Here is a 25,854-nt window from a genome sequence, read left to right as displayed (position 1 = left end):
GAAGCGGTTATTCGAGGGCAAACCCCCAATGCAGTAATTCACTCTTGCAGCAATTGATAAGTCGGCGTGCTGTAATCCCAGCGACTGCAAATGAAGGCGTTTTGTCACACGCCTTCGCGCACACCCACGCGATACGCAGTCACTTGCCGGTACGTGTCGCCGGGTCGCAGGATCACGTCATTCTGTTCCTCCGGCATGTTGACCTGGTTCGGAAAGCCGCCCGCTTCCAGACACAGTCCCGCATGTGTCTGATAGCGAGCTCCGCCGCGTCCTGCATCGCCTTTTAGAAAGTTGCCGCTATAAAACTGCAAGCCGCGCTGATCCGTCGACACGGTCAGTTCGCGGCCGCTGCCGGGGTCGTAAAGACACGCGACTTCTCGCACCTTGCCTGCGCCGCCTGGTGCATCGCGCAACACGTAGCAATGATCGAATCCGCCCGCTTGCACGAGTTGCGCGTGCGGCCATTCGAGGCGTGCGCCGATCGGCGCGCTTTGCCGGAAGTCGAATGCGTTGCCCGCTACGTCGGCGAGCTTCGAAGGAATCATCGCTGCGTCGACTTCGAAGAACCGGTCCGCGTCGATTGACAGCATGTGTCCGCGAATATCGGCGCCCGCGCGGCCCGTCAGGTTGAAGTACCCATGACTCGTGAGATTGAGCGGCGTCGCGGCGTCGGCAATGGCCTCGTATTCGATGGTCAAGGTGCCGTCGTCGTCGAGCGTGTAGCGCACTTGCGCGGTCACATTGCCTGGAAAACCGGCATCGCCTTCCGGCGACTCGAGCCGCATCAACAGCGAGCCATTGTCTTCGCTCACGTCCCATATCGCGCGATGAAAACCGACGCTTCCACCATGCAGCAGCTTCGCGCCTTCATTGCGGTCGAGTGTGTACTCGATGCCGTCGAGCGTAAAACGCGCGTCGGCAATGCGGTTCGCCCAGCGGCCGATCAGACCGCCCATAAAAGTCGTGGCCGCGAAGTACTGGGCCGGTGTGTCGTGGCCGAGAAGAATATCGCCGAGACGTCCCGCGCGATCCGGCGCATGCCACGAAACCAGCGTCGCGCCGAGATCGCTAATCGCGACCTTCATGCCGTGCGCGTTACGCAATGTAAAGAGCCGTACCGGATCGCCGCCATTGAGCGTGCCCCACGGCTCGGAAGAAAGTTGTGCGATGCTGATCATGTCGTCGATAGAAAATAAAAAAGTAAAGGCATGCTCAGCCTGGCGTCGAAGCCTGAGTCAAACTCGCGCGCTCCTGGTACTCGCGCGGCGTGCACCCAAGCTCCCGACGAAATACGGCGTACATGTATTGCAGCGACGTAAAGCCGCAACGTATTGCCACTTCCGCGCTCGACGCATCGCGTTTTGCAAGCAGCGCTTTCGCGACATCGAGCTTATGGCGCAAGATCTCCTGATGCACCGTGCACTTGCGCTCGCGTCGAAAGTACTCTTCGAGCGACGAACGCGACACGCCGACATAGTCGGCCACCTGTTCAGTGCGAATACCCTGGCAAGCATACTGGCGAATAAAATGCCGCGCGCGCATTACATAGGGACTCGCGAGCGGCTGATGCCTGGTCGATTCGAGTACGTTGATGCCGACAGGCGGCACGAGAATGCGCCGCCCAGGAAAGCGCGCGCCATGCAGCATCTGATGCAACAGGTGAGCCGCAGTGCGGCCCATTTCCTCAGTACCCTGAATCACGGAAGAAAGTGGAATACGAGTGAGCGTGCGCGTGAGCGGATCATTGTCGATACCGATAATCGCGACTTCTTCCGGCACCGGAATGCCCGCAATCAGACACGCTTGCAGCAAATGCCGCGCACGCGCGTCGGTCACGGCAATAATGCCGACCGGCTTCGGCAATTCGCGCAGCCACGCGGTGAGTTGTTCGGTCGCCTGGTTCCATGAAGGCGCGCTCGTGGAAAGACCGCGATAGATCTCGCTTTGAATCTGCTCGGCACTGTGACCGTCCGCATTGCGCAAATGTGCGAATGCAAGTTCGCGCTGCTGCGCCCAGCGGTTTTCTTGCGCTTGCGGCAGGCTGTATAGCGCAAAGTGTTCGAGGCCCGCGCCAATCAGATGCGTGTACGCGAGCGAGACGAGCTTGCTGTTGTCCGTTGCGATATAGGGTAAATCCGGGGGATATTGCGCCGGGTCCTCGAATGACGATCCCACAGCGACCACCGGCAATGGACAGTCGCGCAGTGCTTCGCTTACGGCAGGATCGTCGAAATCCGCGATGATGCCGTCGCCGTCGAAGCGCTCGATGCCCGTCAACCGGCAGCGAAAGTCGTCTTCCAGAAAGAGGTCCCACGCCACGCGCGTGGATAGCAAGTAGTTGCCGATGCCGGTAATGATCTCGCGGTCGTAGACCTTGTTCGCGTTGAAGAGCAGCGCGATTCGATGCGTCGTCTGTGGTGTTTGCGGACGGGTCATGGCGGTGAGCGGCAGGCGGACGTTGAAACCCGCACAACCTTTGTCTCCTTTGAATCCGTATTTTTAAGCGTCCGGTTATTCTAGGCCGCCAATAGCGCGCGGGGGCAAACAAAATGGCGGGCGGTAAGAAACATCAAGCACACTGCGCAATTTCGCAATTGCCGATGCCTCCGGCAAGCGGCAGCATGGCGTCACCTTATCGACCGCCCCGGCCACGTCGCACGGGTTGCGGTGCAACATAATCCCTTTAGATGGGAAGGAGACGCTGATGTCCTACTTCGAACATATTCCCGAGATCCGTTATGAAGGCCCGCAATCGGACAATCCGCTTGCGTACCGCCACTACGATAAAAGCAAAAAGGTGCTCGGCAAAACGCTCGAAGAACATCTGCGGATAGCGGTGTGTTACTGGCATACGTTTGTGTGGCCGGGCGTCGATATTTTCGGGCAGGGCACCTTCAAGCGCCCCTGGCAGCAACCGGGCGACGCGATGGAAATGGCGCATCTGAAAGCAGACGCCGCCTTTGAATTCTTCTCGAAGCTCGGCACGCCGTATTACACTTTTCATGACACCGACGTTGCACCCGAAGGTGCGAACCTGAAGGAATACAGCGAGAACTTTTCCCGCATAGTGGACTACCTCGCGCGCAAGCAGCAGGACACGGGTATCAAACTGCTATGGGGCACGGCGAATCTGTTTTCGCATCCGCGTTATGCGGCCGGCGCCGCGACGAGTCCCAACCCGGACATCTTCGCGTTTGCCGCGACCCAGGTGCGCCATGCGCTCGACGCGACGCAGCGGCTCGGCGGCGATAACTATGTACTGTGGGGCGGGCGCGAAGGCTACGACACGCTGCTTAACACGGACCTCGTGCGCGAACGCGATCAACTCGCGCGCTTCCTGCATATGGTCGTGGACCACGCACACAAGATCGGCTTCAAAGGTTCTCTATTGATCGAGCCTAAGCCGCAAGAGCCGACCAAGCATCAATACGATTACGATGTCGCAACCGTCCACGGCTTCTTGCTGCAATACGGTCTCGAGAAAGAAATCCGCGTGAATATCGAGGCGAATCATGCGACGCTTGCGGGCCACTCGTTTCATCACGAGATCGCGACGGCCTATGCGCTCGGTATTTTCGGCAGCGTCGACGCCAATCGCGGCGACCCGCAAAACGGCTGGGACACGGATCAATTCCCCAATAGCGTGGAAGAACTGACGCTCGCCTTCTACGAAATCCTGGGCCACGGCGGCTTCACGACAGGCGGCATGAACTTCGACTCGAAAGTGCGGCGGCAAAGCGTCGATCCGGAAGATCTCTTTTACGGCCACGTTGGCGCAATCGATAACCTCGCGCTCGCCGTCGAACGCGCGGCCGTATTGATCGAAAACGACCGTCTCGGTCAATTCAAGCGTGAGCGTTATGCCGGTTGGGACGCCGATTTTGGCCGCAAGATTCTTTCCGGCGACTACTCGCTGTCGACACTCGCCGCAGACGCACTGTCGCGCGACCTCAATCCGCAGCATGCAAGCGGCCACCAGGAGCGCATGGAAAACATCGTGAATCAGGCTATTTATAGCGGACGCTAAAGGGCATCATCGTTGCAAATGAGAAAGCGCGCGCGTGCAACTCGCGCGCATAAAAAGAAGCTTTGGGTTGTCGCTTGTCCGGACCTGCGGCTCGCAGCGCAGGCCGTCCAATCCGGAATTCCGGCTATCAGAAGAAGGAGACAGAGATGAAATTCGCAACGCGTCGTACTGTATTGAGTTCGCTCGTATGTGGAGCGGTGTTGGCGAGCCTTTCGCTTATCGCGCCGCTTGCGCACGCAAGCAAGGATCACCCTGAAATCGGCTTCTGTATCGACGACCTGCGCGTCGAGCGCTGGTCGCGCGATCGCGACTATTTCGTCGCCGCTGCGGAAAAACTCGGTGCGAAAGTATCCGTGCAATCCGCCGACGCCAGCGAGGCGCGGCAAATCTCGCAGATCGAGAACCTCATCTCGCGCGGCGTGGATGTGATCGTGATCGTGCCGTTCAATTCCAAAACGCTTGGCAACGTCGTGGCCGAAGCGAAAAAAGCGGGGATCAAGGTCGTGTCGTATGACCGCCTGATTCTGGACGCCGACGTGGACGGCTATATCTCGTTCGATAACGAAAAGGTCGGCGAATTGCAGGCACAAGGCGTGTTTAACGCGCAACCGAAGGGCAACTACTTTCTGCTCGGCGGCGCACCGACCGACAACAACGCCAAGATGCTGCGCGAAGGACAGTTGAAGGTACTCAAGCCCGCCATCGACAAGGGCGACATCAAAGTGGTGGGCCAGCAGTGGGTGCCGGAGTGGAGCGCATCCACGGCGCTGCGCATCGTCGAAGACGCGCTGACCGCGAACAACAACAAGATCGACGCTATCGTCGCGTCGAACGACGGCACCGCAGGCGGCGCGATCCAGGCGCTCGCCGCGCAGCACATGGCGGGCAAGGTGCCGGTGTCGGGTCAGGACGCGGACCTGGCCGCGGTCAAGCGCGTAATTGCGGGCACGCAGACCATGACGGTCTACAAGCCGTTGAAGCTGATTGCCGGCGAAGCCGCCAAGCTCTCGGTGGCATTGGCGAAGGGCGAGAAGCCCGCGTTTAACGCGCAGTACGACAACGGCAAGAAGAAAGTCGACACGGTGCTGCTGCAGCCTACGTTGCTCACCAAGAGCAACGTCGATGTAGTCGTCAAGGACGGCTTCTATACCCAGGCCCAGCTCGCGAGCCAATGAGCGTAACGCGCGCGCGGTTTGCGCCGATACGGCTGTCGCGTATCGGCGCGATCGCGCGCCTTGCAGCGAGGCATAGCGAATGACGCAACCGTTACTGACGATGCGCGGCATCGTCAAGGCATTTTCAGGCGTGAAAGCACTCGACGGAATCGACCTGACGGTCGCGCCGGGCGAGTGCGTCGGCTTGTGCGGCGAAAACGGCGCAGGCAAATCGACGCTGATGAAAGTACTGTCCGGCGTATATCCGCACGGTACCTGGGATGGCGAAATAACGTGGGAAGGCACGCCGCTGAAAGCAGCGGGCATACGCGACACCGAGCGCGCCGGCATCATCATCATTCACCAGGAGTTGATGCTGGTGCCCGAATTGTCGGTGGCCGAGAACATTTTTCTCGGCAATGAAATCACGCTGCCGGGCGGCCGCATGAATTACGCCGCGATGTATCAACGCGCGGACGAATTGCTGCGCGAGCTCGGCATTCAGGGCATCAATGCGGCGCAACCGGTGATGAACTACGGCGGCGGCCATCAGCAACTGATCGAGATTGCGAAGGCGCTCAATAAGCGCGCGAAGCTGCTGATTCTGGATGAACCGTCTTCGTCGCTCACTTCGTCGGAGATCGCCATTCTGCTGGACATCGTGCGCGATCTGAAGCGGCGCGGCGTGGCCTGTGTCTACATCTCGCACAAGCTCGACGAAGTCGCCGCCGTTTGCGACACGATCAGCGTGATTCGCGACGGACGCCATGTCGCCACCGAGCCCATGCACGCGTTGACGACAGACCGCATCATTTCGCTGATGGTCGGACGCGAGATCAAGAACCTGTTCCCGCGCGAGCCGCATCCGATTGGCGACGTCGTTTTCGAGGCGCGCAACGTCACCTGTTTCGACGTGACGAATCCGCGCCGCAAGCGCGTGAACGATGTGTCGTTTGCGTTGCGGCGCGGCGAAATTCTCGGTGTGGCCGGGCTCGTCGGCGCGGGGCGCACGGAATTGATGCAGGCGATTTTCGGCGCCTATCCCGGCACGAGCGAAGCGACGGTCGTCATGGAAGGCAAGGCCGTGAAAATTCGCGCGCCTATCGATGCGATTCGCGCGGGCATCGGCATGGTGCCGGAAGATCGCAAGCGCCACGGCATCGTGCCGGGCCTGAGTGTCGGCCACAACATCACGCTCGCGGTGCTGCAGCGCTTTGCATCGGGCGGACGCATCGATTCGGCGGCCGAGCTAGACACGATTCATACGGAAATGAAGCGGCTTTCCGTGCGCGCCGCTCATCCGATGTTGTCGATAGCGAGCCTTTCCGGCGGCAATCAGCAGAAAGCCGTGCTCACGCGCATGTTGCTGACCGATCCCAAAGTGCTGATTCTCGACGAACCCACACGAGGCGTCGACGTCGGCGCGAAATTCGAAATCTACAAACTCATTTTTCAACTGGCGCAGCGCGGCATGTCGATCGTGATGGTGTCGTCCGAATTGCCGGAAGTACTCGGCATTAGCGATCGCGTGCTCGTGATCGGCGAAGGCGAATTGCGCGGCGATTTCGTCAACGACGGCCTCACGCAGGAAGACATTCTCAGCGCCGCGATCCGTCCCGTGCAGCGAGTCCCGAACCCAACCGCAGCGAGTGCAGCATGACGCCCGACGTTACTTCCCAACGCGCCGACAATACTGCGCCGCGAGGCGCATTCGGCGGTCCGCAACGCGTTCAGCAACTGTTCGCGCGCTACAAGATTCTCGCGCTGCTGATTGCCGTGGCCGCGATCTGGATTTTCTTTTCGGTGCTCACGCACGGCGCCTTCGTGACGCCGCGCAATCTGTCGAACCTGCTGCGGCAGATGTCGATCACCGGCATGCTCGCGTGCGGCATGGTGTTCGTGATCATCGCGGGCGAGATCGATCTGTCGGTCGGATCGCTGCTCGGTTTGCTCGGCGGCGTGGCCGCGATACTCGACGTCAACCGTCACTGGCCGATAGGCGTCACGTTGCCCGCCGTGATGCTGCTCGGCGTGCTCGTCGGCCTCTTCAACGGATGGTGGTCGACATACCGGCGCGTGCCTTCGTTCATTGTCGGTCTCGGCGGCATGCTCGCGTATCGCGGGATTCTGCTCGGCGTGACAGGCGGTTCGACCATCGCGCCGGTCTCCGACAGTTTCGTGTTCGTCGGCCAGGGCTATCTGCCGAAACTGGCCGGCGATACGCTTGCCGTCGTGCTGTTTCTATTGCTCGCGTTTCTGACGATACGTCAGCGCCGCAATCGCGAGCGCTATCAGTTAAGCGTGGTGCCGGTCTGGCAGGACGTTGCAAAAGTGGTCGGCGCGGGCGCGATTCTCGCGGGCTTCGTGGCGACGCTCGATCGTTACGGCGGCATTCCGGTGCCCGTTCTTCTGCTGCTCGCGTTGCTCGGCATCTTTACCTGGGTCGCCACCCAGACCGTCTTTGGCCGACGCATTTACGCAGTCGGATCGAATCTCGAAGCGACGCGCCTGTCCGGTGTCAACACGAATCGCGTGAAGCTCGCCATTTTCGCGCTGATGGGATTGATGTGCGCGTTCGCCGGCATCGTGAACACGGCGCGCCTGGCCGCGGGTTCGCCGTCGGCGGGCTCGATGGGCGAACTGGACGCGATTGCCGCGTGCTTTATCGGCGGAACGTCGATGCGCGGCGGCTCGGGCACGGTCTACGGCGCATTGATCGGCGCGCTCGTGATGGCGAGTCTCGACAACGGCATGTCGATGCTCGACGTCGATGCCTACTGGCAGATGATCGTGAAGGGCGGCATTCTGGTGCTCGCCGTATGGATCGATGTCGTGTCGGGCTCGAACCGGCGCTGAGCCTGTTGACCAAAGCAAGGCAGAGCAAAGCCGCACGCTCTGCACATTTAATGAAACGCCCCACGGCACGCTAGCCAGGCGGTCCGCCTCGCTAGCGTGCCCCTCGCGCCCGCCCCGCGCGCGCACGGCTTCATCCGACGAATTTAAGTCCGCGGCCGTTCCTCCGTCTTACTAATATTGCGTGGGGACGCAGGGCGCGCATCGCGCCCTTGCAGCTTGTTACCGGCGGGCAAGCCGATGGGCCATTCATCATGAAGCGCAGAACCTTCGTCATCGGCGGCGCCGGCGCGGTGGGTGCGTTGCTGGTCGGCTGGTCCGTGCTGCCGGCGCGGCAGCGTCTCACGACCGACGCGCCGTTACCCGTCGAAGGCACGCAAACGGCGCTCAACGGCTGGGTCAAGATCGCCGCCGACAACAGCGTGACGATCATGATGAGCAAGGCGGAAATGGGCCAGGGCGTTCACACCGGTCTCGCGATGCTGCTTGCCGAAGAACTCGACGCCGACTGGTCGCGCGTGCGTGTCGAGGACGCGCCGATCGACAACATCTACAACAGCGTGCAGAACGTCATCGACGATCTGCCGTTTCGTCCCGATCACGACAGCATCACGAAGCGCGCGGTCGTCTGGTACACGCGCAAGCTCACGCGCGAAGCCGGCACGATGATGACCGGCGGCTCGTCGAGCATCAACGACCTGTGGACGCCCATGCGCGAAGCGGGCGCCTCGGCGCGTGCGATGCTGATTGGCGCGGCCGCCGCGCAATGGCACGTCGCGCCCGGCGAGTGCGTGACGCAAGGCGGGTATGTCACGCATCCGTCGGGACATAAGGCGAGCTTCGGCGAGTTGTCGTCGATGGCGGCGCAACAACCGCTGCCTCGCAAAGTCGCGTTGAAAGACCCCGCGAATTTCACGCTGATCGGCAAACCGCTGCGCCGCATCGAGGCCGCGTCGAAGATCAACGGCAGCGCGCGATTCGGCATCGACGTGTTGCCCGACGGCCTGCTCTACGCGAGTGTCGTGATGTGCCCGACGCTCGGCGGCACAGTCGCGAGCTTTGATGCGAGCGCGGCGCAGCGAATGCGCGGCTTCGTGAAGGCGCTCGCTTTCGCGCCGTATGCGGGCGGCACGGGCGGCGTCGCCGTGATCGCGGACAATCCATTTCGCGCGACCAACGCCGTCGACGCGATCAAAGTGACATGGCAGCATGGCGCCGCGGCCACGCTTTCGAGCGCGGAAGTGGAGCGCCGCCTCGCGCTCGCCCTCGACGACGGCGACGGCCACGCGTACTACCGCCGCGGCGACATCAACGATGCGCTAAGCGGCGCGGCGCGCACCATCACGGCTGAATATCACGCGCCGTATCTCGCGCACGGCGCGGTCGAGCCGCTCAACTGCACCGTGCAGGTCGCGGACGGCGCGGCGACCGTCTGGGTATCGACGCAAACGCCCGCGCTCGCGCGGCGGCACGTCGCCAAAGTGCTGCATATCGACGACGACAAGGTTCATGTGCATGCGCAGTTGCTCGGCGGCGCATTCGGGCGGCGCCTCGAAACCGATTACATCGCACAGGCCGCCGCGATCGCGCGCGAGGCCGGCGGACGTCCGGTGCAAACGCTATGGTCGCGCGCGCAGGACTTTACGCACGACTTCTATCGCCCCGCATGCGTATCGCGCCTGAAGGCGGGCTTCGACGATAACGGCAAGCTCGTCGCGTGGCACAGCGCGTCCGCGAGTCAGGCCATCGTGCCCGAAGCGCTCGCGCGTTATTACGGCGCGCCGCGCATTCCGCTCGACAAGACGACAGCCGAAGGCGCGTTCGATCAGCCCTACGAGTGGCCCACGGCGCGCGTCGCGCACAAGATCGTGGACTTGCCCGTGCCGGTGGGCTTCTGGCGTTCGGTCGGCCACTCGCATCAGGCCTTCTTCACCGAGAGCTTTACCGATGAGATCGCCGCCGCCACCAGCCAGGACCCGATTGCGTTTCGCAGCGCACTGCTTGCGCAGCATCCGCGGCACCTGGCGGTGTTGCAGCGAGTGGCCGCATTGTCCGACTGGACGCATCCGTTGACGCCTGCCGCCGATGGCGCTCCGCGCGCGCGTGGCGTCGCGCTTCACGAGGCATTCGGCAGCGTCGTCGCGCAGGTCGCGGAAGTATCGATTGGACCGCACAGGATGATTCGCGTGCACCGCGTGGTTTGCGTGATCGATTGCGGTTTGCCGGTGAATCCGAACCTGATTCGTCAGCAGATGGAGAGCGGAATCGTATTCGGCCTCTCGGCCGCGTTGCAGGACGAGATCACGATCGTCAACGGCCAGGTCGAGCAGAAGAACTTCGTCGACTTTCCGGTTGTGCGAATCAACGATTGCCCGATCATCGAAGTCGACATCATGCCGAGCCAGTTGCATCCGCAAGGCGTCGGCGAACCGGGCGTGCCGCCGATTGCGCCGGCTGTTGCCAATGCAGTGTTTGCACTGACCGGCAAGCGACTGCGTACGTTGCCTTTGAAGTTCACCTGAAGCCGGAGACCGATATGGCAGCGCTCAACATCAACGGACGCGCGGTGGCCGTGCAAGTCGAGCCGGACATGCCGCTATTGTGGGTGCTGCGTTGCGAGCTCGGCATGACGGGCACGAAGTTCGGCTGCGGCGTCGGCATTTGCGGCGCCTGCACGGTGCATCTGAACGACAAGGCGTGCCTGTCGTGTCAGACGCCCATGTCCGATTTGACGACGCAGAAGATCACGACCATCGAAGGGTTGCAAGGCGGCGAAGCGCAGGCACTGAAGGCCGCGTGGATCGATCTCGATGTCGTGCAGTGCGGCTATTGTCAAAGCGCGCAACTGATGGCCGCTTGCGCGCTGCTCAAACAGAAGCCGCATCCGAGCGACGCCGACATCGACGCGGCCATGAGCAATATCGTCTGCCGTTGCGGCACGTATCCGCGGGTGCGCGCCGCGATTCATCAAGCGGCGAAGCGCCGGCCTGCGTAGCGCAAGCCGGCGCTTCGCGAGCGAGCAACGGGCTTAGCCTGCCAGAATTTCGACGATGGCCACGACCGCCGTGAAGATGCCGATGCATCCGCCCAATGCTGCTGCGCTTTTCATGAATGACGACATACCTTGGCCTCGTAACGTGTGGTGAGTGCCAGGTATTTAACCGTAAATGAAAGGCAAAAGAAAGTTATTCAAAAATAAAACGTAAGATCGGGTGATGCGGCTACGGGGCTTGGGTTTTTGCTGCCGATGTCCGTGCCGAAGCCGAAGCCGGTGTCGAAGCGGAAGCCCCCGCCATCCCCGGCGCAGCGTGTCCGTCCCGCTCCCACCCGCCGCCGAGTGCCAGAAACAGATTCACCTGGTCGATCGCCACCTGACCTTCAGCCGCTGCGACTTGCGCTTTCGTCGACGTCAGCGTGCGCGTCGCGTCCAGATCGGAGATGAAGGACTCGCGGCCCGCGCGATACAGCCGGTGCGTTTCGTCCGCGGATTGCGCCGCGGATTTCAGCGCGGCCTGTAGCGCTTCCGTGCGAGCGTAGTCCGATGCATAGGTGGCAAGGCTGGTCTCCGTTTCGCGCAACGCGGTCAGCACGACGCCGTCGAAGCGGGCAAGCGCGACCTGGCTCGACGCCTGCGCTTCGCGCACGCGGCCGCGCGCGCCGTTGGCGGGGAACGTCCAGCTGATCAGCGGACCGAAGCCCCAACGCGCTGTCGGTGACGTGCCGAGATCTTCGAGAACGCCCGTCAAACCCGCCGATGCGCCGATGCTCACGGTCGGATACAGCGCGCCGGTCGCAACGCCGATACGCGCCGTCGATGCCGCCAGTTGACGCTCGGCTTCGCGCACGTCGGGCCGGCGCCTCAGCAGCGCGGCGCCGTCGCCGACGGGAATCGGTTGACGGATTTGCGGCAGCTTCTCGCAGGCGAGAACCGCGGGCGGCAAGTCGGACGGTGCGCGCGCGAGCAGTGCCGCCAGCCGGTATTGCGCGATCTTGCGACGCGCGGTGTAGCGCGGAATATCGGCGGACAACGTATCGACCTGGGTTTGCCCGCGCGTGACTTCCGTCTGATTGCCGCGGCCCACGTCACGCAAACGTCGCGAGACATCCACGCGCTGTCTTTGCAACGCGAGCGACTGCTGCGCGATCTTCAGTTCCTCGGCGGCCGAGCATTGCTCGACGTAGGCGCGCACCACGTCGGCGACCACTGAGATGCGCGCGAGATCGCCCGCGGCCTGCACGGCGTCGGCGTCGGCCTGCGCCGCTTCCACGCCGCGCCGCAGCTTGCCGAACAGATCGATTTCATACGCGACGCTGATGCCGACGTCGCCTTCGTTCACGACCGGCAATTTCTCGGTCAGCAGGTATTGTTCGGCCGATTCCTGCGCGCGCTCAAACACCGCCGACGTCTTGCCGGAAAAGCCGCCTTGCGCCTGCGCGACGCCGAGCGCCTCGCGCGAGCGCGCGAGATTCGCGGCGGCGACGCGCAAGTCGGTATTGGATTGCAGCGCTTCGTCGACGAGACCGTTGAGCACCGGATCGTCGTACAGCTTCCACCACACCGCGGGCACGTCGGCGTGTGACGTGAGCGCGGAGTCCGCGCCTTCGATCGGCGCATTCGCAAGCGGCGCGTTCACGAGTGCGTCTTTCGGCAGCGAGTAGTTCGGGCCGACATTCATGCAGCCGTTGAGCAACGCGGCCAGCGGAACCAGCGCGAACGCGCGCAAAGGCAGGAGCAAAAACGCCACGAAGCGAGACGCTTTCATTGCGAGGCGCCCGAAGTCGCCGCGGCAGTCGCGGGCGGTGTTGCGGAGACACTCGACGCCTCCGAAGCCTGCGCGGGACGCGCGGCGCGCGCCTCCGCCAGCTCGCGCACCGATACGGTAGCGGTGCGCCCGGCGATCATGCGGAAATCGGGCGGAACTTCATCGAGCGCGACGCGTACTGGAATGCGCTGCGCGAGCCGCACCCAACTAAACGCAGGATTCACATTGGGCAGCAGATTCGTGCCCTGCGTGCGGTCGCGGTCCTCGATGCCCGCGACGATGCTTTGCACATGCCCGCGCAGCACCTGCGGCTCGCCCATTACGCTGATGTCGACCGGCTGTCCGATGTGGATGCCGCCGAGCTTCGTCTCCTCGAAATAGCCGTCGACGCGAAACGAGTGCATGTCCACCACCGACAGCACCGCGCGTCCCGCCGCGACGAATTCGCCGGCACGCGGCGCGCGATCGTTCAGATAACCGTCGACGGGGCTCACGATCGTCGCGCGTTGCAGATTCAGCTTCGCCGTGTCGATCGCGACGTTCGCATCCGCGAGCGCCGCTTCCGCCTGGTCGACGCGCGAGCGGCTCTCTTCCGCGACTTCGGCGGCGACGAGTTTGCCGAGCTTGCGATTGCGCACGTCTTCGCGGCGCGCCTGGTCGAGCGTCGCGCGCCGTTGCTGCGCGGTGGCCTGCGCCTGACGCAGCGCGAGCGCGTAGCGGGCGTGATCGATCACGAACAGCACCTGGCCTTGCCTGACCTGCTGGTTGTCCACTACATCTACGGATGAAATCAGCCCCGACACGTCCGGTGCCACCTGGATCACGTCGGCGCGCACGTGTCCGTCGCGAGTCCACGGTGCGAACATGTAGTAGCCGATCAGCTTCCACAGCACGAGCGCCGCGGCCACGACGACGATCAGGGTCAGCACGATCTGACCGACGGAGAACCAGGTTTTTTTCACGTTGATTTCACGAAACGAGTCTGTGCGAAACGACGACGACAAGGCCCAGCACCAGCACATAGATGCCGAGATCGAAGATCGAGCGATGCCACACGAAGCGGTAAAAGCCGACACGCGCGAGCACCGCGCGAATCGCGAGGTTGATCAGATAGGCGACCAGCATCAGCACGAGCACGGCCGGCACAAATACGCCGAAGATGTCTATTTCACCGATCATCGTGGGAATGGGGCCAAGGGGTTGAACGGCGCATCAGGCGCTTGCCTCCTGCGCGGGTGGCGTTGCGGCTTGCAGCGTGGCCGGAAAGAGCGAGAGACGCAAGCCGATCAGCGCGTGCAGCGCGTCGCGCAAGTGACGTGCCGAGGTTTGCGCGGTCGCGTCGGGCGTGCCGGCATCCGCGAGTCCTTGCGCGGTGACGCGCGCGACGGCCGAATCGATCGACGACATCAGGCTCGCGGGCACGGGCTCGCGCGCGTGGCGGTTCGCGCAGCTTTCGTAATAGCCGCGCACGCCGTCGAGCACCTGCTCGATTGCGGCCGGCGCCTCGCCGCCGAGCTTGCGCGTGAGACGGCGCAGATCGAGGGAATTGAACGCGATGCGCAGATCGCGAAAACTTTCGATGGAAGGATGACGATGGTCGTCGGTTGCGGCGAGCCGTGGGATCAGTTGCATCAGACGATCCAGCATACGCGCGGCGTGATTGCGCGGGTCTTCGATGGGCCGCGTCGACGCCGTCAACGCGACATCGCTCCAGCTCGAGCGCAGCAGGCGAGCCGCCGCGAGTTCGGCGCCGAACGGCCGCGTCACGCGAGTCCACAGATAAGCGTAAAGAAGTCCCGCGAGGCCCGCGAGGTTGCTGTTGAGGAAGGTCAGAAAGTTGGCGTCGTACGCGTCCTGAATGCTGATGAACGTGGCCGTGTTCACGGCGACGAGCACTGTGACCATATTGAACTGCGGGCGCGGAATCAGCGTGCCGACCAGAATGAACGGCGCGGCGAACAGGATCACGAGCATGGGAAAGTCGTGTACGTGCGGCAACACGGCGAACAGATAGACGCCCGCGGCCAATACGCTGATCGCGGTCGCGACGAAGAAGCGGAACACCATCGGCGCGGGTTCGTCGAGTGCGGCGAAGAAGCAGCAGGCGACCGCCGCGAGCGTCACGGCGCTTGCGCCGTCCGCCCAACCGGAGGCGATCCACAGACTGCACGCGAGTATCACCGCAGCCGCGGTCGAGCCGGTCGAGAACAGCATCATGCCGCGGTCGAAAAAGCGCTCGGTGCCGCCGAGCCGCCAATGGCGAAAACGCGGCCGCCACAAGCCTTCTTCACGCGTGATGATGATGCGCAGCGAGCGGCAGTCCTCCCAGACGTCGATCACCTGCTTCATGCGCCACAACGCGCTCGACAGCAATGCGCCGTCCCAGGTGGTGAGTGCCTCGGGCGGCGGCTGCATCGCGGCAATGCGTTCGCGCAGCGCATTCGCGGCCGGGTCCGCGTGATGGCCCGCGCTCGCGGCCGGCAGCGGCGCATTGAACCATTTGACGATGTCGGCAAGCAGCGCCTCGAGCCCTTCCGGCCACTTGTGGCTGCCTGCGTTGTAGAGCGCGATCAGCGGATCGGCGAGCGCCGACATGAGCGGCAGCAGCAACTGCATGCGTCCGCGAAGTTCATGCGCGCGCGTGAGAAGGTCGGGGCGCGTGTGATCGTAGGCGAGCTGGCTGAGCAGCAATTCCAGACCGTTGATGGTCGCCGCGAGCCGCTGCCGCGCGCCGGAAATCGCCGCGCCTGCAATGCGGCCCGACAGCGTTTCCGTCGAGTAGAAAGCGGCGTCGCGAAACCATGCATCCGTCCGCTCGATGATGGTCGGCGCGAGCCGGCTCGGAAACACCACGCTGCCCACGATGCTCGCGCAGACGATGCCGAGCGTGATCTCTTCGGTGCGGCTCACCGCAAGATCGAACACGCCTGCCGGATTCGTGACCGCAGGCAGCGCGATGATCGGCAGCGTATAGCTCGCGAGCAGAAACACGTAGCTGCGCGCCGTGCGATCCGAGATCGCGAGAAAGAGCAGGGTGCCGACCCACAGCGCGAGGACCACGCTGAACAGATACGGCGATTCGACGAAGGGCGGCACGAGGAGCACGGCCGCCGACGCGCCGAGCGCGGTGCCGAGCGCGCGATAAATTGCCTTCGAGCGCGTTGCGCCGACGAACGGATTCGACACGATGTAGACCGTCGCCATCGCCCAGTAAGGCCGCGGCAATTGCAGTGCGAGGCCGATGTACAGCGCGATCATCGCGGCGGCAAACGTCTTGACCGAGAAGAGCCAGTCGCGAAGGGAGGGGTAGATCATGGCGCGTTACGCTGCACTGTCAGACAATCGTTAGCCAAGCAATGTAGTTGGAAAATTTTCTGCGCGCCGGCTGAAGCAGGCGTTTTTTTTCAGCCAATCAATCCGAGCCGGACGGTCCGCGCGAGATCGTCGAGCTGGAAAGGTTTGCGCAATACCGTGCAGCGCTCGACCGAAAGACCGGATATATCGACGTCGGCGTAACCGGTTGCGAGAATCACCGGCAGATCGCTGCGCATCTTACGCGCTTCCGCGATTACGTCGATGCCATTCATGCCAGGCATCGCGAAGTCGACCATCAGCAGGTCCGGGTTGTCGTCCGCCAGACGGGCGAGTCCGGCGCGGCCGTCGGGGGCTTCCGTCACGTTGTAGCCGAGCATTTTGAGCGACTCGACGAGCATGGCCCGCACCTCGCTATCGTCTTCGATCACGAGCACGCGCTTTTCGCCGACGGCGTTCGCTTCGGTATCGGAAGCCTTGGCGTTCTGCGGCGCGACGCGCTCGCGCAGCGGCAACCACAGTTCGACCGTGGTGCCGACGCCTTCCTGGCTGAAGAGCCGCGCGGTGCCGCCGGCCTGGCGCGCGATGCCGTAGACCTGGCTCAAGCCGAGGCCGGTTCCCTTGCCGATCGGCTTGGTCGTGAAGAACGGATCGAACACGCGCGTGACGAGGTCGGGCGGCACGCCTGCGCCCGTGTCGGCGACTTCGATCACGACATAGCGGCCCTCGGCGAGTGTCTGGTCGGGCGCAGTGCGCTCCTTCACGCGCACGCTGAGCTCGCCGCCGCCCGGCATCGCATCGCGCGCGTTGATCGCGAGATTCAGCACCGCAAGCTCGAGCTGGTTCGCGTCGGCGTGCGTCCACATCTCCTTGCGTTCGAAGTCGTTGCTGTAGCTGATACCCGATCCCAGCGACACGGTAATGATGTCGCGCATGCCTTGCAGCAGCGTGACCACGTCGACGGCCTTCAGGTCGAGGTTGCTGTTGCGCGAGAACGTGAGCAACTGGCCCGTGAGTTTGGCGCCGCGCTCGGTCGCGCGCTTGACGGTCGCGGCCATGCCGCGAATGCGCTCGTCGCCGCTCACGCGCGCGATCAACTCGGAGTTGACCATGATGACGTTCAGCAGATTGTTGAAGTCGTGCGCGATCCCGCCCGTGAGTTGGCCAAGCGCTTCCATCTTCTGCGATTGCACGAGCACGGCCTGCACCTTCGCGCGCTCGTGGATTTCCATCATCAGCCGGTTGTTGGCCGAAGCGAGTTCATGCGTACGTTCGGCAATCCGGCTTTCGAGAGAATCGTTTAGCTGGACTAATGCTTCTTGTGCTTCGATCCGTTCGGCGAGATGGCGGCGCGATTCGTATTGCCGTGCGCGCGCCCGCAGCGCCGACGCCACGGCTCGCCGCAGCGTCTCCGAGTTCAGCGGACGTTCAAGCACGACGACATTGCCCAGCCGCTCGAGCACTTCCAGTCCGCGCGCCGAGCGATGACCGACGCGCGTCGCCGCGAGCAGGATAAACGGCAAGTCAGACCATGCGGGCTGATGTTCGAGCCATTCGAAGAGGCGCGTTGCACGGCTGTCGGCGAGCGCTTCTTCGGCAATCAGCGCGGTGCCGACGCCGGCGTCGAGCGCTTCGGTCAGCGCGTCCGCATCGCTAAAGGCGACGCACGTCCGCTTGTCCTTGCTCAGGACTTCGGCAATGACATCGGCGTCGCGGCCAAACGGCGCGAGAATCAGGACGCGTTGCTCCATGAGCTTACTGCCGCGACGTATCGATGAGGTGATCGGTCGCACCGAGCAGCGCGGTGCTGCCGCTATAAGACGGCAACCCGGAGAGCACGCCTTCGAAGTCGCGCAGCGCTTCGCCCACCTCCACGCCGTTGTTCGACAGCCTGAACTGACGGATCGAGCGTTCGTGCGCGTTCGCGCGGCTCTTCACGGCGGTCACGGCGGTCAGGACTTCGCCGTGGTGCTCGAAGTAACGGAACAGAACGACCACGTCGCTCAGATAGCTGATGTCGATGTCGGTCTGAATTTCGCCGATGATGCCGTGCTGCCCCAGCACAAGCATCGTGATAACGCCTTGCTGGTTGAGATAACCGAGCAGTTCGTGCATTTGCAGCAGCAGGTAGCGTTCGCCCGGCATCGCTTGCAAGTACGCATTCAGGCTGTCGATCGCTACGTATTTCACGCCTTTTTTCTCGACGGACATGCGAACGTCGCTCGCGAATTCTCCGGGAGAGATTTCGGCGGGATCGATCTGACGCAATGTGAGCAGCCCGCTTTCGACATAGGGCTGCAGGTTCAGGCCGACCGTCGTGCAGCGCGCGATCAGCGTCACCAGCGTTTCGTCGAACACGTAGTAGACGCAGCGCTCGCCTCGCTCGAGAGCCGCGATGAGGCACGAGACCACGGTCGTGGTTTTGCCCACGCCCGAGGGGCCGACGATCAGCGCGTTGGTGCCGGGTATCAGGCCGCCGCCGAGCAGCACGTCGAGACCGGTCGTGCCGGTGCTCACCGTCTGCGTGTCGAAGTCCGCGTGATGTTCGGCCGCGACGAGCCGCGGATAGACCTTGATGCCGCCGGTGTCCAGCGAGAAGTCGTGGTAGCCCTCGCGGAACTTGATGCCGCGCATCTTCGCGATGCGCATGCGCCGCCGGTTGCCGCCGTAGTCGTGCACGACGTTGTCGAGCGAGATCACGCCGTGCGCGATGCTATGCAATTGAACGTCGGACGGATCGGATGTGTTGTCGTCGAGCAGCAGCACCGTGCATGCGCGCGTGGCGAAATAGCGCTTTAACGCAAGGATCTGCCGACGATAGCGCAGCGTGTTCTGCGACAGCAGCCGCAACTCCGAGAGACTGTCGAGCACGATGCGCGCGGGCTTGAGTTCTTCGACTTGCTTGATTACGTTGCGCACGGTCTCGCCGAGTTCCACTTCAGCCGGATGCAGCACGGTCTGCTCGAATTGCGGGTCGAGGCCTTCGTCGGAAAGCAGTTCGAGAATGTGGAAGCGGCCGAGATCCCAGCCGTGACTGTCCGCGACCGAGATCAACTCGGAACGCGTTTCCGAGAGCGTAATGTACAGACCTGCCTCGCCTTGCTCAACGCCTTTGAGTAAGAATTGCAATGCCAGGGTAGTTTTACCCGTACCCGGCGCGCCTTCGACGAGGTACATGCGGTGCGGCGTGAGGCCGCCTCCCAGCACGTCGTCGATCCCGTCGATTCCCGAGCAAAGGCGTTTAGGCGTGTGATTGTTCGCGTCGTTTGACATGGCGTAGTCGTGGCGTCAATGAATAAACCGGGCTCGGTCAGCCGGTATCGCCAGGATGCAAGTTGCATGCCTATTTGCAGGGTACATTCGCTTTGCTTCGCCGCGAGGGCACGAAGCCTGCTGCTTTGGCGCAATCCATCAGCCACTTTCAAGGACGCGCGCCGCTATGAAAATCAGCACGCTGTTCACCAGCACGCTCGCTGTCGCGTTACTCGCAAGCCTCACGCCGTATCGCGCGAATGCCGATGATTCGCCGAGCCCGTGTTCGTCGTTGAAGCGGATCGTGGCCGCGGCGCCGGACGGATTCACTGCGCTTTCGCCGGACGACGGCAAGGGCGTCGCGCAACCGTATGGCGACGACGCGCAATGCTCGGCGGCGCGGGGAAGCTATCAGTGCATGTGGACGCCGCATCGCGATGCGGGGTCGAGCGCGGACGCATTGCAAGCGGTCGCCGCCGACATTGCTTCCTGTCTGCCGGACGCGACGCACGATCAGAATTCGCCGGGACGTCAGCATTTTTATCTTGGTGCGCCGGCGAGGCGCACGCAGATCACGTTGACGTCTGCGGGATCGGGAAAGCTGCGTTTATCGGTATCGGGCAAATGACGATGTGTGCTCTGCGAGATTCACGACGATGCGGGCCACCATGTCCAGCCGCGTTGTTCCGAGCGATGCAATTCGACCACTGTTAGCGGTGCGATTTCGATGCGAGGGAAGATGGCCGACGAGGCGCTCAACGCATGTATGACAGCGGCGCGGATGATCGCTGCGTGCGTGACGGCGATGACGTCGCGCGCGTTGCCTGACGCTTTGCCTTGTGCATCGTGGAGCGCAACGTCGAGCGTGTCGAGCCATTCGCCGATGCGCTTCACTGCCTGACTGAATGACTCGCCGCCGTGCGGGGCGGCGTCGGGATCGCGCATCCATGCGGTTAGGTCGATTGGCGTTTGCGCCGCGAGGTCGGCAAGGCGCCGGCCTGTCCAGTTGCCATAGTCGATGTCGGCGAGCGCTGCGTCCACCTTCGCGTTGAGGCCCAGGGCCGAGGCCGTATCGCGGGCGCAAGCGGCCGGGCTGACAAAAGCGGGCGCTTCGTTGAACGCGGCCAGATGCGATAGATGCGACAAGCGCGCTTGCGCGGCTTGCGCGTCAGCGAGGCCGCGAGCGTCGAGTGGATCGTCGGCGGGAAAGCGGCCCGCGCGCATGGCCGCGGTTGGCGCATGGCTGATCAGCAGCAGCCGAAGGTTCATTTTTCGCGTTCCATTCAATATGCGCGCGCGTCAGTCCGCGCTAGCTGGCGCCGAAGTTTACCGCGTAGAATAGCCGGACTGCGAAGCGCGGAAGCCGGTGAGAGCCCGGCGCGGTCGCGCCACTGTAATCGGCATCGCAAGCCGAAAGCCAGACCTGAGCTTCGCACCATTCCTCTGCAATCGACTACGGGGCGCGTTACCCCAGGAGATGTCCTTCATGACTGAAGCTGTTTTCGATCCCGCTCGCGAGCCCGCCGTTCAGCCCACGCCGATTCCGCTGCGCGAATTGTTGCCCTGGGCCGTGTTCGGCGGATTGCTGTTGCTGCTCGCGCTGTACTTCGTCGGCGCGGAACAGGGCGCCACGTCTCTCGTGCCTGGCATGTACGTGCATGAGTTCGTGCACGACGGCCGCCATCTGCTCGGCTTTCCCTGCCACTAACGGAGCAGAACATGGTCGGTAAGTTGTTGTTGCGCGGCATGCTTGCAGGCATCGCCGCAGGACTCGTCACGTTCGCGTTCGCCCGAGTGGTGGGCGAGCCGCAGGTCAATCAGGCGATTGCGTTCGAAGAGAAAGCCGGCGAGGCGGGTGGTGCAGCGCATGGGCATGAGCATGGACATGCGGGTGCGGCTACTGCTGCTGCCGATGCCGATGAGCACCAGCATGCACATGAGGAGGAACTCGTCAGTCGCGAGACGCAAGCCGGTTTGGGATTGCTGACCGGCGTGGTCGTGTACGGCGCGGCGTTCGGCGGATTGTTCTCGCTCGTGTTTGCCTACGCTTACGGGCGAGTCGGCCCGATGAGTGCGCGCGCGTTGTCGGCGTGGCTCGCGCTGGGCGCATTCGTCGCGCTGGTGATCGTTCCGAACATCAAGTATCCGGCGAATCCGCCCGCGGTCGGCGACCCCGCGACGATCGGACCGCGCACGGGACTGTTCTTTCTGATGATCGCGATTTCGCTGACCGCGCTGGTCTTTTCGCTGAAGGTCCGACGCCGCGCGGCCATCAAGCTCGGTGCATGGAACGGCTCGATCGTGGCTGGGCTCGTGTTCGTCGCGATCATTGCCGTTGTGCAGATGTCGATGCCGGTTATCGATGAAGTCCCGGCCGGTTTTCCTGCCGCGTTGCTGTGGAAATTCCGCGTCGCTGCGCTTGGGATGCAGGCGATTATGTGGGCGACGATTGGGTTGTTGTTTGGGGCGGTTGTTGAGCACAGTTCGTTCATGCGTGCAGATGATCGGCGGGTGGGGGCGAGGGTGGTTTGAGGTTGTTGGGCGCCGCCTCAACTCGCATCATGAAAAATAACCCCCACCGTACACCTCCGCCCCGACCGTAACCGACTCACCCCATGCCGCAGATTCACCCGATACGCCCCGCGCGTGCCCTGCACAGGCCGATGATGAACCGCGAACACCACGGCGTCTCCCTTGCGCAGCGGCACGACTTCCGTCCGCGATTGCATCCGCGGACGCTGCTCGGTCATGACGAATTCGCCGCCGGTAAAGTCGTCGCCGGGTTCTGACAGCAGAATCGCAACCTGCAGCGGGAAAACGTGCTCGCCGTAAAGGTCCTGATGCAGGCAGTTGTAGTCGTCGGTGGCGTATTGGAGGATCAGCGGTGTAGGGCGCGTCTGACCCGCGGCATGACAGCGCTCGATAAACTCCGCGTGCGCCGCCGGATAGCGCACATCGATTCGCATCACTTCATTCCAGCGATTCGCCACCGGCACGAGATGCGGATAAAGCCTGTGGCGCAATTCCGCGATCAACGGCGGCAACGGATACGCAAAGTACTTGTATTCGCCCCGCCCGAAACCGTGCCGCGCCATCACAACGCGGCTGCGATACAACTCCTCGTGCGGATATAACGCGGTGAGCGCGTCGCATTCGTCGCCGGTCAGCAGCTTGGGCAACATCGCGCATCCATAGCCGTTCAGTTCTTCTTCGACGTTGAACCAGTCGATCGCCTCGATGCGCGGTGCAAGCGAACTTGCGTGAGCCGGGTTATGGCGCGACGGCTTCGCCACCGTATTCATGACTGTCTCCCTCTGCGATATACGAACGATGATTCAGTGTAAGCGCGTGTCCGCCCCGCGCACTCCGACTCTTGCTCTGCAATTCTCATCGATGCGATAGAACGTTGAGCTTTGCGGAACCGTATCGCGTCGTCCATAGTAGGTGCTGTGAATCTGAATGCTCACCGGAGGCATGCCATGTCCGATGTAATAGAAAAACTCGACGATTGGCTCGGCGCAGAGCAAGTCGCCAAAGACCACATCACCGCGTTTCCGCTGGCGGCCCTGGCCGCGACGCTGAATCGCGAGGAAACCGGCGATACCATTCCGCCGCTTTGGCATTGGCTTTATTTTTTGCCGATCTCGCCGCTCTCCGAAGCCGGCCCCGACGGCCATGCGAGGCGCGGCGACTTCCTGCCGCCGGTGCCGCTGCCGCGTCGCATGTGGGCGGGCGGCCGCTTGACCTTCCATGCGCCGCTGAAAGTAGGCGAGCACGCCACGCGTACGTCGACGATTGCGAACATCGAAGAAAAGACGGGTCGCTCGGGCCGCCTCGTTTTCGTGACCGTGCAGAACACGATCGAGGTCGACGGTCAATTGAAGCTCGAAGAAGAGCACGACGTTGTCTACCGCGATGCGCCGCCGGCCGACGCGCGGCCGCAGCGGCCTCAACTCGCGCCGGAAGGCGAAACGTGGAGCCGCACCATCGACGCCGACGCCGTCATGTTGTTCCGCTATTCGGCGTTGACCTTCAACAGCCATCGCATTCACTACGACCAGCCTTATGCGACGCAGGTGGAGGGCTATCCTGGGCTGGTTGTGCACGGTCCGTTGATTGCGACGCTGCTCGCCGACCTCGTGCGCCGCGAACAACCGGAAGCCACGCTGCAGAGTTTTGCCTACAAGGCGCTTCGCCCGACTTTTGCCGGTCAGCCTTTCAAGGTGTGCGGCGCGCCGTCGACGGATGGTAAAACCGTCGAATTATGGGCAAAAGATCATGAAGGATTTTTGACGATGCGGGCGACGGCGGCAATTGGCTAACTTCAGAACGGAAGTGATTCCGTTCTGCATACGCTGCGCGACGTTTAAAATTGCGCGTAATCAAAAGACTCGGCTCGTGTAGGTTTTTTGCCTCTAATGAAAACGATATTGCTGCACAAGTTGTGGGGCGACTACCGCATTAGCCGACTGGCACGGCGACGCACGGTTTTATAATCTCCTGCTGCATTAATCGAGGTCAGCTCGATTTTGTTAAATGCAGTTTCGGCTGTTGTGCGGTTAAAAATATCGGTTATCATCGCTGCCTTCAGCGATCGGTTACGGCGGCTTAATGCGACCGGCATCGACGTTAATATCGTCGCATCGAACAGAAAAAATCAGATGAAGATGTCGCGTAAAAAGTTTGCAATCCTCGTGGCCGTGCTTCTGATCGTGGCTGCCGTCGTCATTCAGGCGGTGTGGCGTCCATTCGCACATCGCAAGGCGGCCAATACGGGGGAAGTCGTTCTCGATATTCACCATCCCGACGCGGTGATCGACAGCGAAGCACTCTCGCGTTTGCCGCGCGATATGTTGCGTGTGCCATTACTTCACGACGTGCTCACGCAAGACTTCGTCGACTATTACGAATCGGCCAATACGCGCCTTTCCGCCGAAGGTGCTTTGCGGCGCCTTGCATTCGAACATCAACTGGACTGGCGCGACGAACTGATTCGCCGCGTTTTCGATGAACCCGCGCATGTGCTGCTGTGGCGCTCGCCGGACGGCCGGCTCGGCTACTGGATCATGTCCATCCGCCGGAACGGTCTTGCGAAATTGCTGCAAGGCGTGGGCAACGTCGCTGCAAGCGACTCGCAACTGAGCCAGGTCGCGAAGCTCTCGGGCGACGTGCCGGTCTATGCATTGAAACTTGCAGTCGGCCGCACGCTTTTGTTCGCGACGAAAGACGACCGTCTGGTCGTGCTGTCCGCGCCGGGCGTGCTGCTCGACGAAAAGGGCAATGTGCTGAGCGAACGCGCCGATGCTGTGTCCGACATGCTCTCGTCCGGTCGCGACGATGCGGCGCGCGCCTATCGGCTGGATGCGGCCGGCGATGCGCCGAAGGGTCATCGTCTGATCGTGTCGGCGAATTATCTGTCGTTCGGCTATCAGGCGTTCTTTTCCGGCATCGACGCATTGCGCTTCGATTTTTCGCCGAACGGCAACGCCGCGGCGAGCTGGCGGACTTCAGCCCTGATCGATCCTGGCAAGCTGCCGCAGCAGTGGAACAGCGCTGACTTGTGGCGTGCGTTGCCGGCCAACGCCGCGGCGTGCACGAGCTTGCCGGCGGACTGGAAAGAGGCATCGGCGCTATTGGGCAAGGTCGCCGATGGCGGCGATGCGGCTGCGGCAATCGGTGATCGTCTGACAGGACCGGCGGCTGTCTGCTGGTACGCGAAGTCGGCGCTGGTCGCGCCGGTGTTCATCGCGCGCGTGAAGGCGCAGGATGCCGCGTCGATCGCGGCGCTCAAAAGCGCGCTCGGCAAGACGTTCGGCGACGTGATCGGCGCCTATGAAGCGAAGGCGGCGAAGGCGGACGGCAACGACGCGGGCTATCGTCGCTTGCCTGTCAGCACGCGCGAGCAGGGCGCGGATGTCACCGTGTGGCAGCGGCCGGTCAGCGCTCGCTCGGGCACGGCGTTGAGCAGCAAGGCGTCGTTCGCCTCGCAGTTATCGGCGGAACGCTATTTCCCGGTGACGCTCGCGCTCGCGCACGGCTATGTGATTTTCTCGCCCGATGCCCGTCTCGTCGACGACACGCTCGCAGTGCTCGACAAGCGTTACCCCGCGCTCGCCGATACGCTCGCGCCGGAGCGTTTGCCGCGCACTATCCTCACGCTGACGCCTGCATCGGCGGCCGCGCTGATCGAACGCGAAGCAGGCGCCGCGCTGCCGGCCGATCAGGAGGCCGTATTCCGCAACGCGTCGCGCACGCATCTGACGCCGAAGCTGCGCGCGCTCGCGCACTATCCGGCGCTGTCGTTGTCGCTGCCGCAGAGCTTGCCTGGCTCGACGGGCTGGGTGCCGGTCGAGTGGTGGTTCGATCGTGCGAAGAGCGATGCAAACAGCGATGCCAGCGGCGACACCGTGTCGAACAACGCCGCGACTCAGGCGCCCGCGGAGCAGCCCGGCACCGAGGGCGATTAAGTGCGCCGCCTTCGTGTAGCAGGCGG

Annotated in this window: 21 protein-coding genes; 11 read left to right on the top strand and 10 right to left on the bottom strand. The window is 62.9% G+C overall.

Going from position 1 to position 25,854, the window contains the following annotated elements; all coding sequences use genetic code 11:
* Positions 1 to 104 precede the first annotated feature (104 nt).
* Both P0D87_RS29830 and P0D87_RS29825 read right to left on the bottom strand, forming a co-directional pair.
* Complete coding sequence (locus P0D87_RS29830; protein ID WP_053859638.1) at positions 105 to 1,178, bottom strand: aldose epimerase family protein; 1,074 nt, start codon at positions 1,176 to 1,178, stop codon at positions 105 to 107.
* A 34-nt stretch (positions 1,179 to 1,212) separates the two neighbouring features.
* The gene (locus P0D87_RS29825; protein ID WP_006047716.1) at positions 1,213 to 2,436 is read right to left on the bottom strand and encodes a XylR family transcriptional regulator; all 1,224 of its coding nucleotides are present in this window, start codon (positions 2,434 to 2,436) and stop codon (positions 1,213 to 1,215) included.
* A gap of 268 nt (positions 2,437 to 2,704) precedes the next feature.
* On the opposite strand from P0D87_RS29825, the gene xylA reads away from it, so the two are divergent.
* The 6 genes from xylA to P0D87_RS29795 all read left to right on the top strand — a co-directional run bounded on the left by xylA (position 2,705) and on the right by P0D87_RS29795 (position 11,029).
* Entirely contained in the window at positions 2,705 to 4,027 is a 1,323-nt protein-coding gene (gene xylA / locus P0D87_RS29820; RefSeq protein WP_006047717.1) for a xylose isomerase, read from the top strand.
* Positions 4,028 to 4,173: 146 nt separating this feature from the next.
* The gene (xylF, locus tag P0D87_RS29815; RefSeq protein WP_029971564.1) at positions 4,174 to 5,202 is read left to right on the top strand and encodes a D-xylose ABC transporter substrate-binding protein; all 1,029 of its coding nucleotides are present in this window, start codon (positions 4,174 to 4,176) and stop codon (positions 5,200 to 5,202) included.
* Positions 5,203 to 5,281: 79 nt separating this feature from the next.
* Positions 5,282 to 6,841, top strand: a complete 1,560-nt coding sequence (gene xylG, locus P0D87_RS29810) for a D-xylose ABC transporter ATP-binding protein (protein WP_006047719.1) — start codon at positions 5,282 to 5,284, stop codon at positions 6,839 to 6,841.
* Positions 6,838 to 8,037, top strand: coding sequence for a sugar ABC transporter permease (locus P0D87_RS29805; protein WP_053859637.1), 1,200 nt, complete (start codon positions 6,838 to 6,840; stop codon positions 8,035 to 8,037). The genes xylG and P0D87_RS29805 overlap by 4 nt, the downstream gene beginning before the upstream one ends.
* A gap of 251 nt (positions 8,038 to 8,288) precedes the next feature.
* On the top strand, positions 8,289 to 10,556 hold the full coding sequence (locus P0D87_RS29800; protein WP_171800795.1) for a xanthine dehydrogenase family protein molybdopterin-binding subunit: 2,268 nt from the start codon (positions 8,289 to 8,291) through the stop codon (positions 10,554 to 10,556).
* 14 nt (positions 10,557 to 10,570) lie between these two features.
* Complete coding sequence (locus P0D87_RS29795) at positions 10,571 to 11,029, top strand: (2Fe-2S)-binding protein (RefSeq protein WP_006047722.1); 459 nt, start codon at positions 10,571 to 10,573, stop codon at positions 11,027 to 11,029.
* A 226-nt stretch (positions 11,030 to 11,255) separates the two neighbouring features.
* On the opposite strand, the gene P0D87_RS29790 is transcribed toward P0D87_RS29795, so the two are convergent.
* From P0D87_RS29790 to P0D87_RS29765, 6 genes are all read right to left on the bottom strand, one after another.
* Positions 11,256 to 12,797, bottom strand: coding sequence for an efflux transporter outer membrane subunit (locus P0D87_RS29790; RefSeq protein WP_053859636.1), 1,542 nt, complete (start codon positions 12,795 to 12,797; stop codon positions 11,256 to 11,258).
* Positions 12,794 to 13,759: an efflux RND transporter periplasmic adaptor subunit gene (locus P0D87_RS29785; RefSeq protein ID WP_053859635.1), complete on the bottom strand. Its 966-nt coding sequence runs from the start codon at positions 13,757 to 13,759 to the stop codon at positions 12,794 to 12,796. The genes P0D87_RS29790 and P0D87_RS29785 overlap by 4 nt, the downstream gene beginning before the upstream one ends.
* Positions 13,760 to 13,766: 7 nt before the next feature.
* On the bottom strand, positions 13,767 to 13,976 hold the full coding sequence (locus P0D87_RS29780) for a DUF1656 domain-containing protein (RefSeq protein ID WP_006047726.1): 210 nt from the start codon (positions 13,974 to 13,976) through the stop codon (positions 13,767 to 13,769).
* Between the two features lie 33 nt (positions 13,977 to 14,009).
* Positions 14,010 to 16,112: an FUSC family protein gene (locus tag P0D87_RS29775; protein ID WP_053859634.1), complete on the bottom strand. Its 2,103-nt coding sequence runs from the start codon at positions 16,110 to 16,112 to the stop codon at positions 14,010 to 14,012.
* Between the two features lie 89 nt (positions 16,113 to 16,201).
* Positions 16,202 to 17,860: an ATP-binding protein gene (locus tag P0D87_RS29770; RefSeq protein ID WP_053859633.1), complete on the bottom strand. Its 1,659-nt coding sequence runs from the start codon at positions 17,858 to 17,860 to the stop codon at positions 16,202 to 16,204.
* 4 nt (positions 17,861 to 17,864) lie between these two features.
* On the bottom strand, positions 17,865 to 19,382 hold the full coding sequence (locus tag P0D87_RS29765) for an ATPase domain-containing protein (protein WP_006047729.1): 1,518 nt from the start codon (positions 19,380 to 19,382) through the stop codon (positions 17,865 to 17,867).
* A gap of 166 nt (positions 19,383 to 19,548) precedes the next feature.
* On the opposite strand from P0D87_RS29765, the gene P0D87_RS29760 reads away from it, so the two are divergent.
* Positions 19,549 to 19,989, top strand: coding sequence for a hypothetical protein (locus tag P0D87_RS29760; protein ID WP_053859632.1), 441 nt, complete (start codon positions 19,549 to 19,551; stop codon positions 19,987 to 19,989).
* Between the two features lie 20 nt (positions 19,990 to 20,009).
* On the opposite strand, the gene P0D87_RS29755 is transcribed toward P0D87_RS29760, so the two are convergent.
* Entirely contained in the window at positions 20,010 to 20,630 is a 621-nt protein-coding gene (locus P0D87_RS29755; RefSeq protein WP_053859631.1) for a histidine phosphatase family protein, read from the bottom strand.
* Positions 20,631 to 20,847: 217 nt separating this feature from the next.
* Here P0D87_RS29755 and P0D87_RS29750 point away from each other — a divergent pair, with 217 nt between their 5' ends.
* A complete protein-coding gene (locus tag P0D87_RS29750; protein WP_006047732.1) occupies positions 20,848 to 21,069 on the top strand; it encodes a CbtB domain-containing protein in 222 nt (73 codons plus the stop codon).
* An 11-nt stretch (positions 21,070 to 21,080) separates the two neighbouring features.
* The gene (locus P0D87_RS29745; protein ID WP_053859630.1) at positions 21,081 to 21,893 is read left to right on the top strand and encodes a CbtA family protein; all 813 of its coding nucleotides are present in this window, start codon (positions 21,081 to 21,083) and stop codon (positions 21,891 to 21,893) included.
* A 17-nt stretch (positions 21,894 to 21,910) separates the two neighbouring features.
* Here P0D87_RS29745 and P0D87_RS29740 read toward each other — a convergent pair whose 3' ends face one another.
* Positions 21,911 to 22,663, bottom strand: coding sequence for a 2OG-Fe(II) oxygenase (locus P0D87_RS29740; protein ID WP_053859629.1), 753 nt, complete (start codon positions 22,661 to 22,663; stop codon positions 21,911 to 21,913).
* 177 nt (positions 22,664 to 22,840) lie between these two features.
* Here P0D87_RS29740 and P0D87_RS29735 point away from each other — a divergent pair, with 177 nt between their 5' ends.
* A complete protein-coding gene (locus tag P0D87_RS29735) occupies positions 22,841 to 23,683 on the top strand; it encodes an HTD2 family dehydratase (protein ID WP_053859628.1) in 843 nt (280 codons plus the stop codon).
* A 339-nt stretch (positions 23,684 to 24,022) separates the two neighbouring features.
* Entirely contained in the window at positions 24,023 to 25,828 is a 1,806-nt protein-coding gene (locus P0D87_RS29730) for a DUF2138 domain-containing protein (RefSeq protein ID WP_053859627.1), read from the top strand.
* Positions 25,829 to 25,854: the final 26 nt, after the last annotated feature.

This window comes from Paraburkholderia sp. RL17-368-BIF-A, assembly GCF_046054045.1.
GTDB classification, from domain to species: Bacteria; Pseudomonadota; Gammaproteobacteria; order Burkholderiales; family Burkholderiaceae; genus Paraburkholderia; species Paraburkholderia graminis.
Note: the sequence above shows the minus strand (reverse complement) of the source record. Positions and strands in the feature narration are given on the sequence as shown.

Excerpts from the sequence above, each read along its gene's own strand:
- xylA (WP_006047717.1), top strand. The coding sequence starts at position 2,705 with ATGTCCTACTTCGAACATATTCCCGAGATCCGTTATGAAGGCCCGCAA.
- P0D87_RS29765 (WP_006047729.1), bottom strand. The coding sequence starts at position 19,382 with ATGTCAAACGACGCGAACAATCACACGCCTAAACGCCTTTGCTCGGGA.
- P0D87_RS29775 (WP_053859634.1), bottom strand. The coding sequence starts at position 16,112 with ATGATCTACCCCTCCCTTCGCGACTGGCTCTTCTCGGTCAAGACGTTT.
- P0D87_RS29805 (WP_053859637.1), top strand. The coding sequence starts at position 6,838 with ATGACGCCCGACGTTACTTCCCAACGCGCCGACAATACTGCGCCGCGA.
- P0D87_RS29830 (WP_053859638.1), bottom strand. The coding sequence starts at position 1,178 with ATGATCAGCATCGCACAACTTTCTTCCGAGCCGTGGGGCACGCTCAAT.
- P0D87_RS29825 (WP_006047716.1), bottom strand. The coding sequence starts at position 2,436 with ATGACCCGTCCGCAAACACCACAGACGACGCATCGAATCGCGCTGCTC.
- xylF (WP_029971564.1), top strand. The coding sequence starts at position 4,174 with ATGAAATTCGCAACGCGTCGTACTGTATTGAGTTCGCTCGTATGTGGA.
- P0D87_RS29790 (WP_053859636.1), bottom strand. The coding sequence starts at position 12,797 with ATGAAAGCGTCTCGCTTCGTGGCGTTTTTGCTCCTGCCTTTGCGCGCG.
- P0D87_RS29770 (WP_053859633.1), bottom strand. The coding sequence starts at position 17,860 with ATGGAGCAACGCGTCCTGATTCTCGCGCCGTTTGGCCGCGACGCCGAT.
- P0D87_RS29740 (WP_053859629.1), bottom strand. The coding sequence starts at position 22,663 with ATGAATACGGTGGCGAAGCCGTCGCGCCATAACCCGGCTCACGCAAGT.
- P0D87_RS29745 (WP_053859630.1), top strand. The coding sequence starts at position 21,081 with ATGGTCGGTAAGTTGTTGTTGCGCGGCATGCTTGCAGGCATCGCCGCA.
- P0D87_RS29780 (WP_006047726.1), bottom strand. The coding sequence starts at position 13,976 with ATGATCGGTGAAATAGACATCTTCGGCGTATTTGTGCCGGCCGTGCTC.
- P0D87_RS29750 (WP_006047732.1), top strand. The coding sequence starts at position 20,848 with ATGACTGAAGCTGTTTTCGATCCCGCTCGCGAGCCCGCCGTTCAGCCC.
- P0D87_RS29730 (WP_053859627.1), top strand. The coding sequence starts at position 24,023 with ATGAAGATGTCGCGTAAAAAGTTTGCAATCCTCGTGGCCGTGCTTCTG.
- xylG (WP_006047719.1), top strand. The coding sequence starts at position 5,282 with ATGACGCAACCGTTACTGACGATGCGCGGCATCGTCAAGGCATTTTCA.
- P0D87_RS29800 (WP_171800795.1), top strand. The coding sequence starts at position 8,289 with ATGAAGCGCAGAACCTTCGTCATCGGCGGCGCCGGCGCGGTGGGTGCG.
- P0D87_RS29735 (WP_053859628.1), top strand. The coding sequence starts at position 22,841 with ATGTCCGATGTAATAGAAAAACTCGACGATTGGCTCGGCGCAGAGCAA.
- P0D87_RS29760 (WP_053859632.1), top strand. The coding sequence starts at position 19,549 with ATGAAAATCAGCACGCTGTTCACCAGCACGCTCGCTGTCGCGTTACTC.
- P0D87_RS29755 (WP_053859631.1), bottom strand. The coding sequence starts at position 20,630 with ATGAACCTTCGGCTGCTGCTGATCAGCCATGCGCCAACCGCGGCCATG.
- P0D87_RS29795 (WP_006047722.1), top strand. The coding sequence starts at position 10,571 with ATGGCAGCGCTCAACATCAACGGACGCGCGGTGGCCGTGCAAGTCGAG.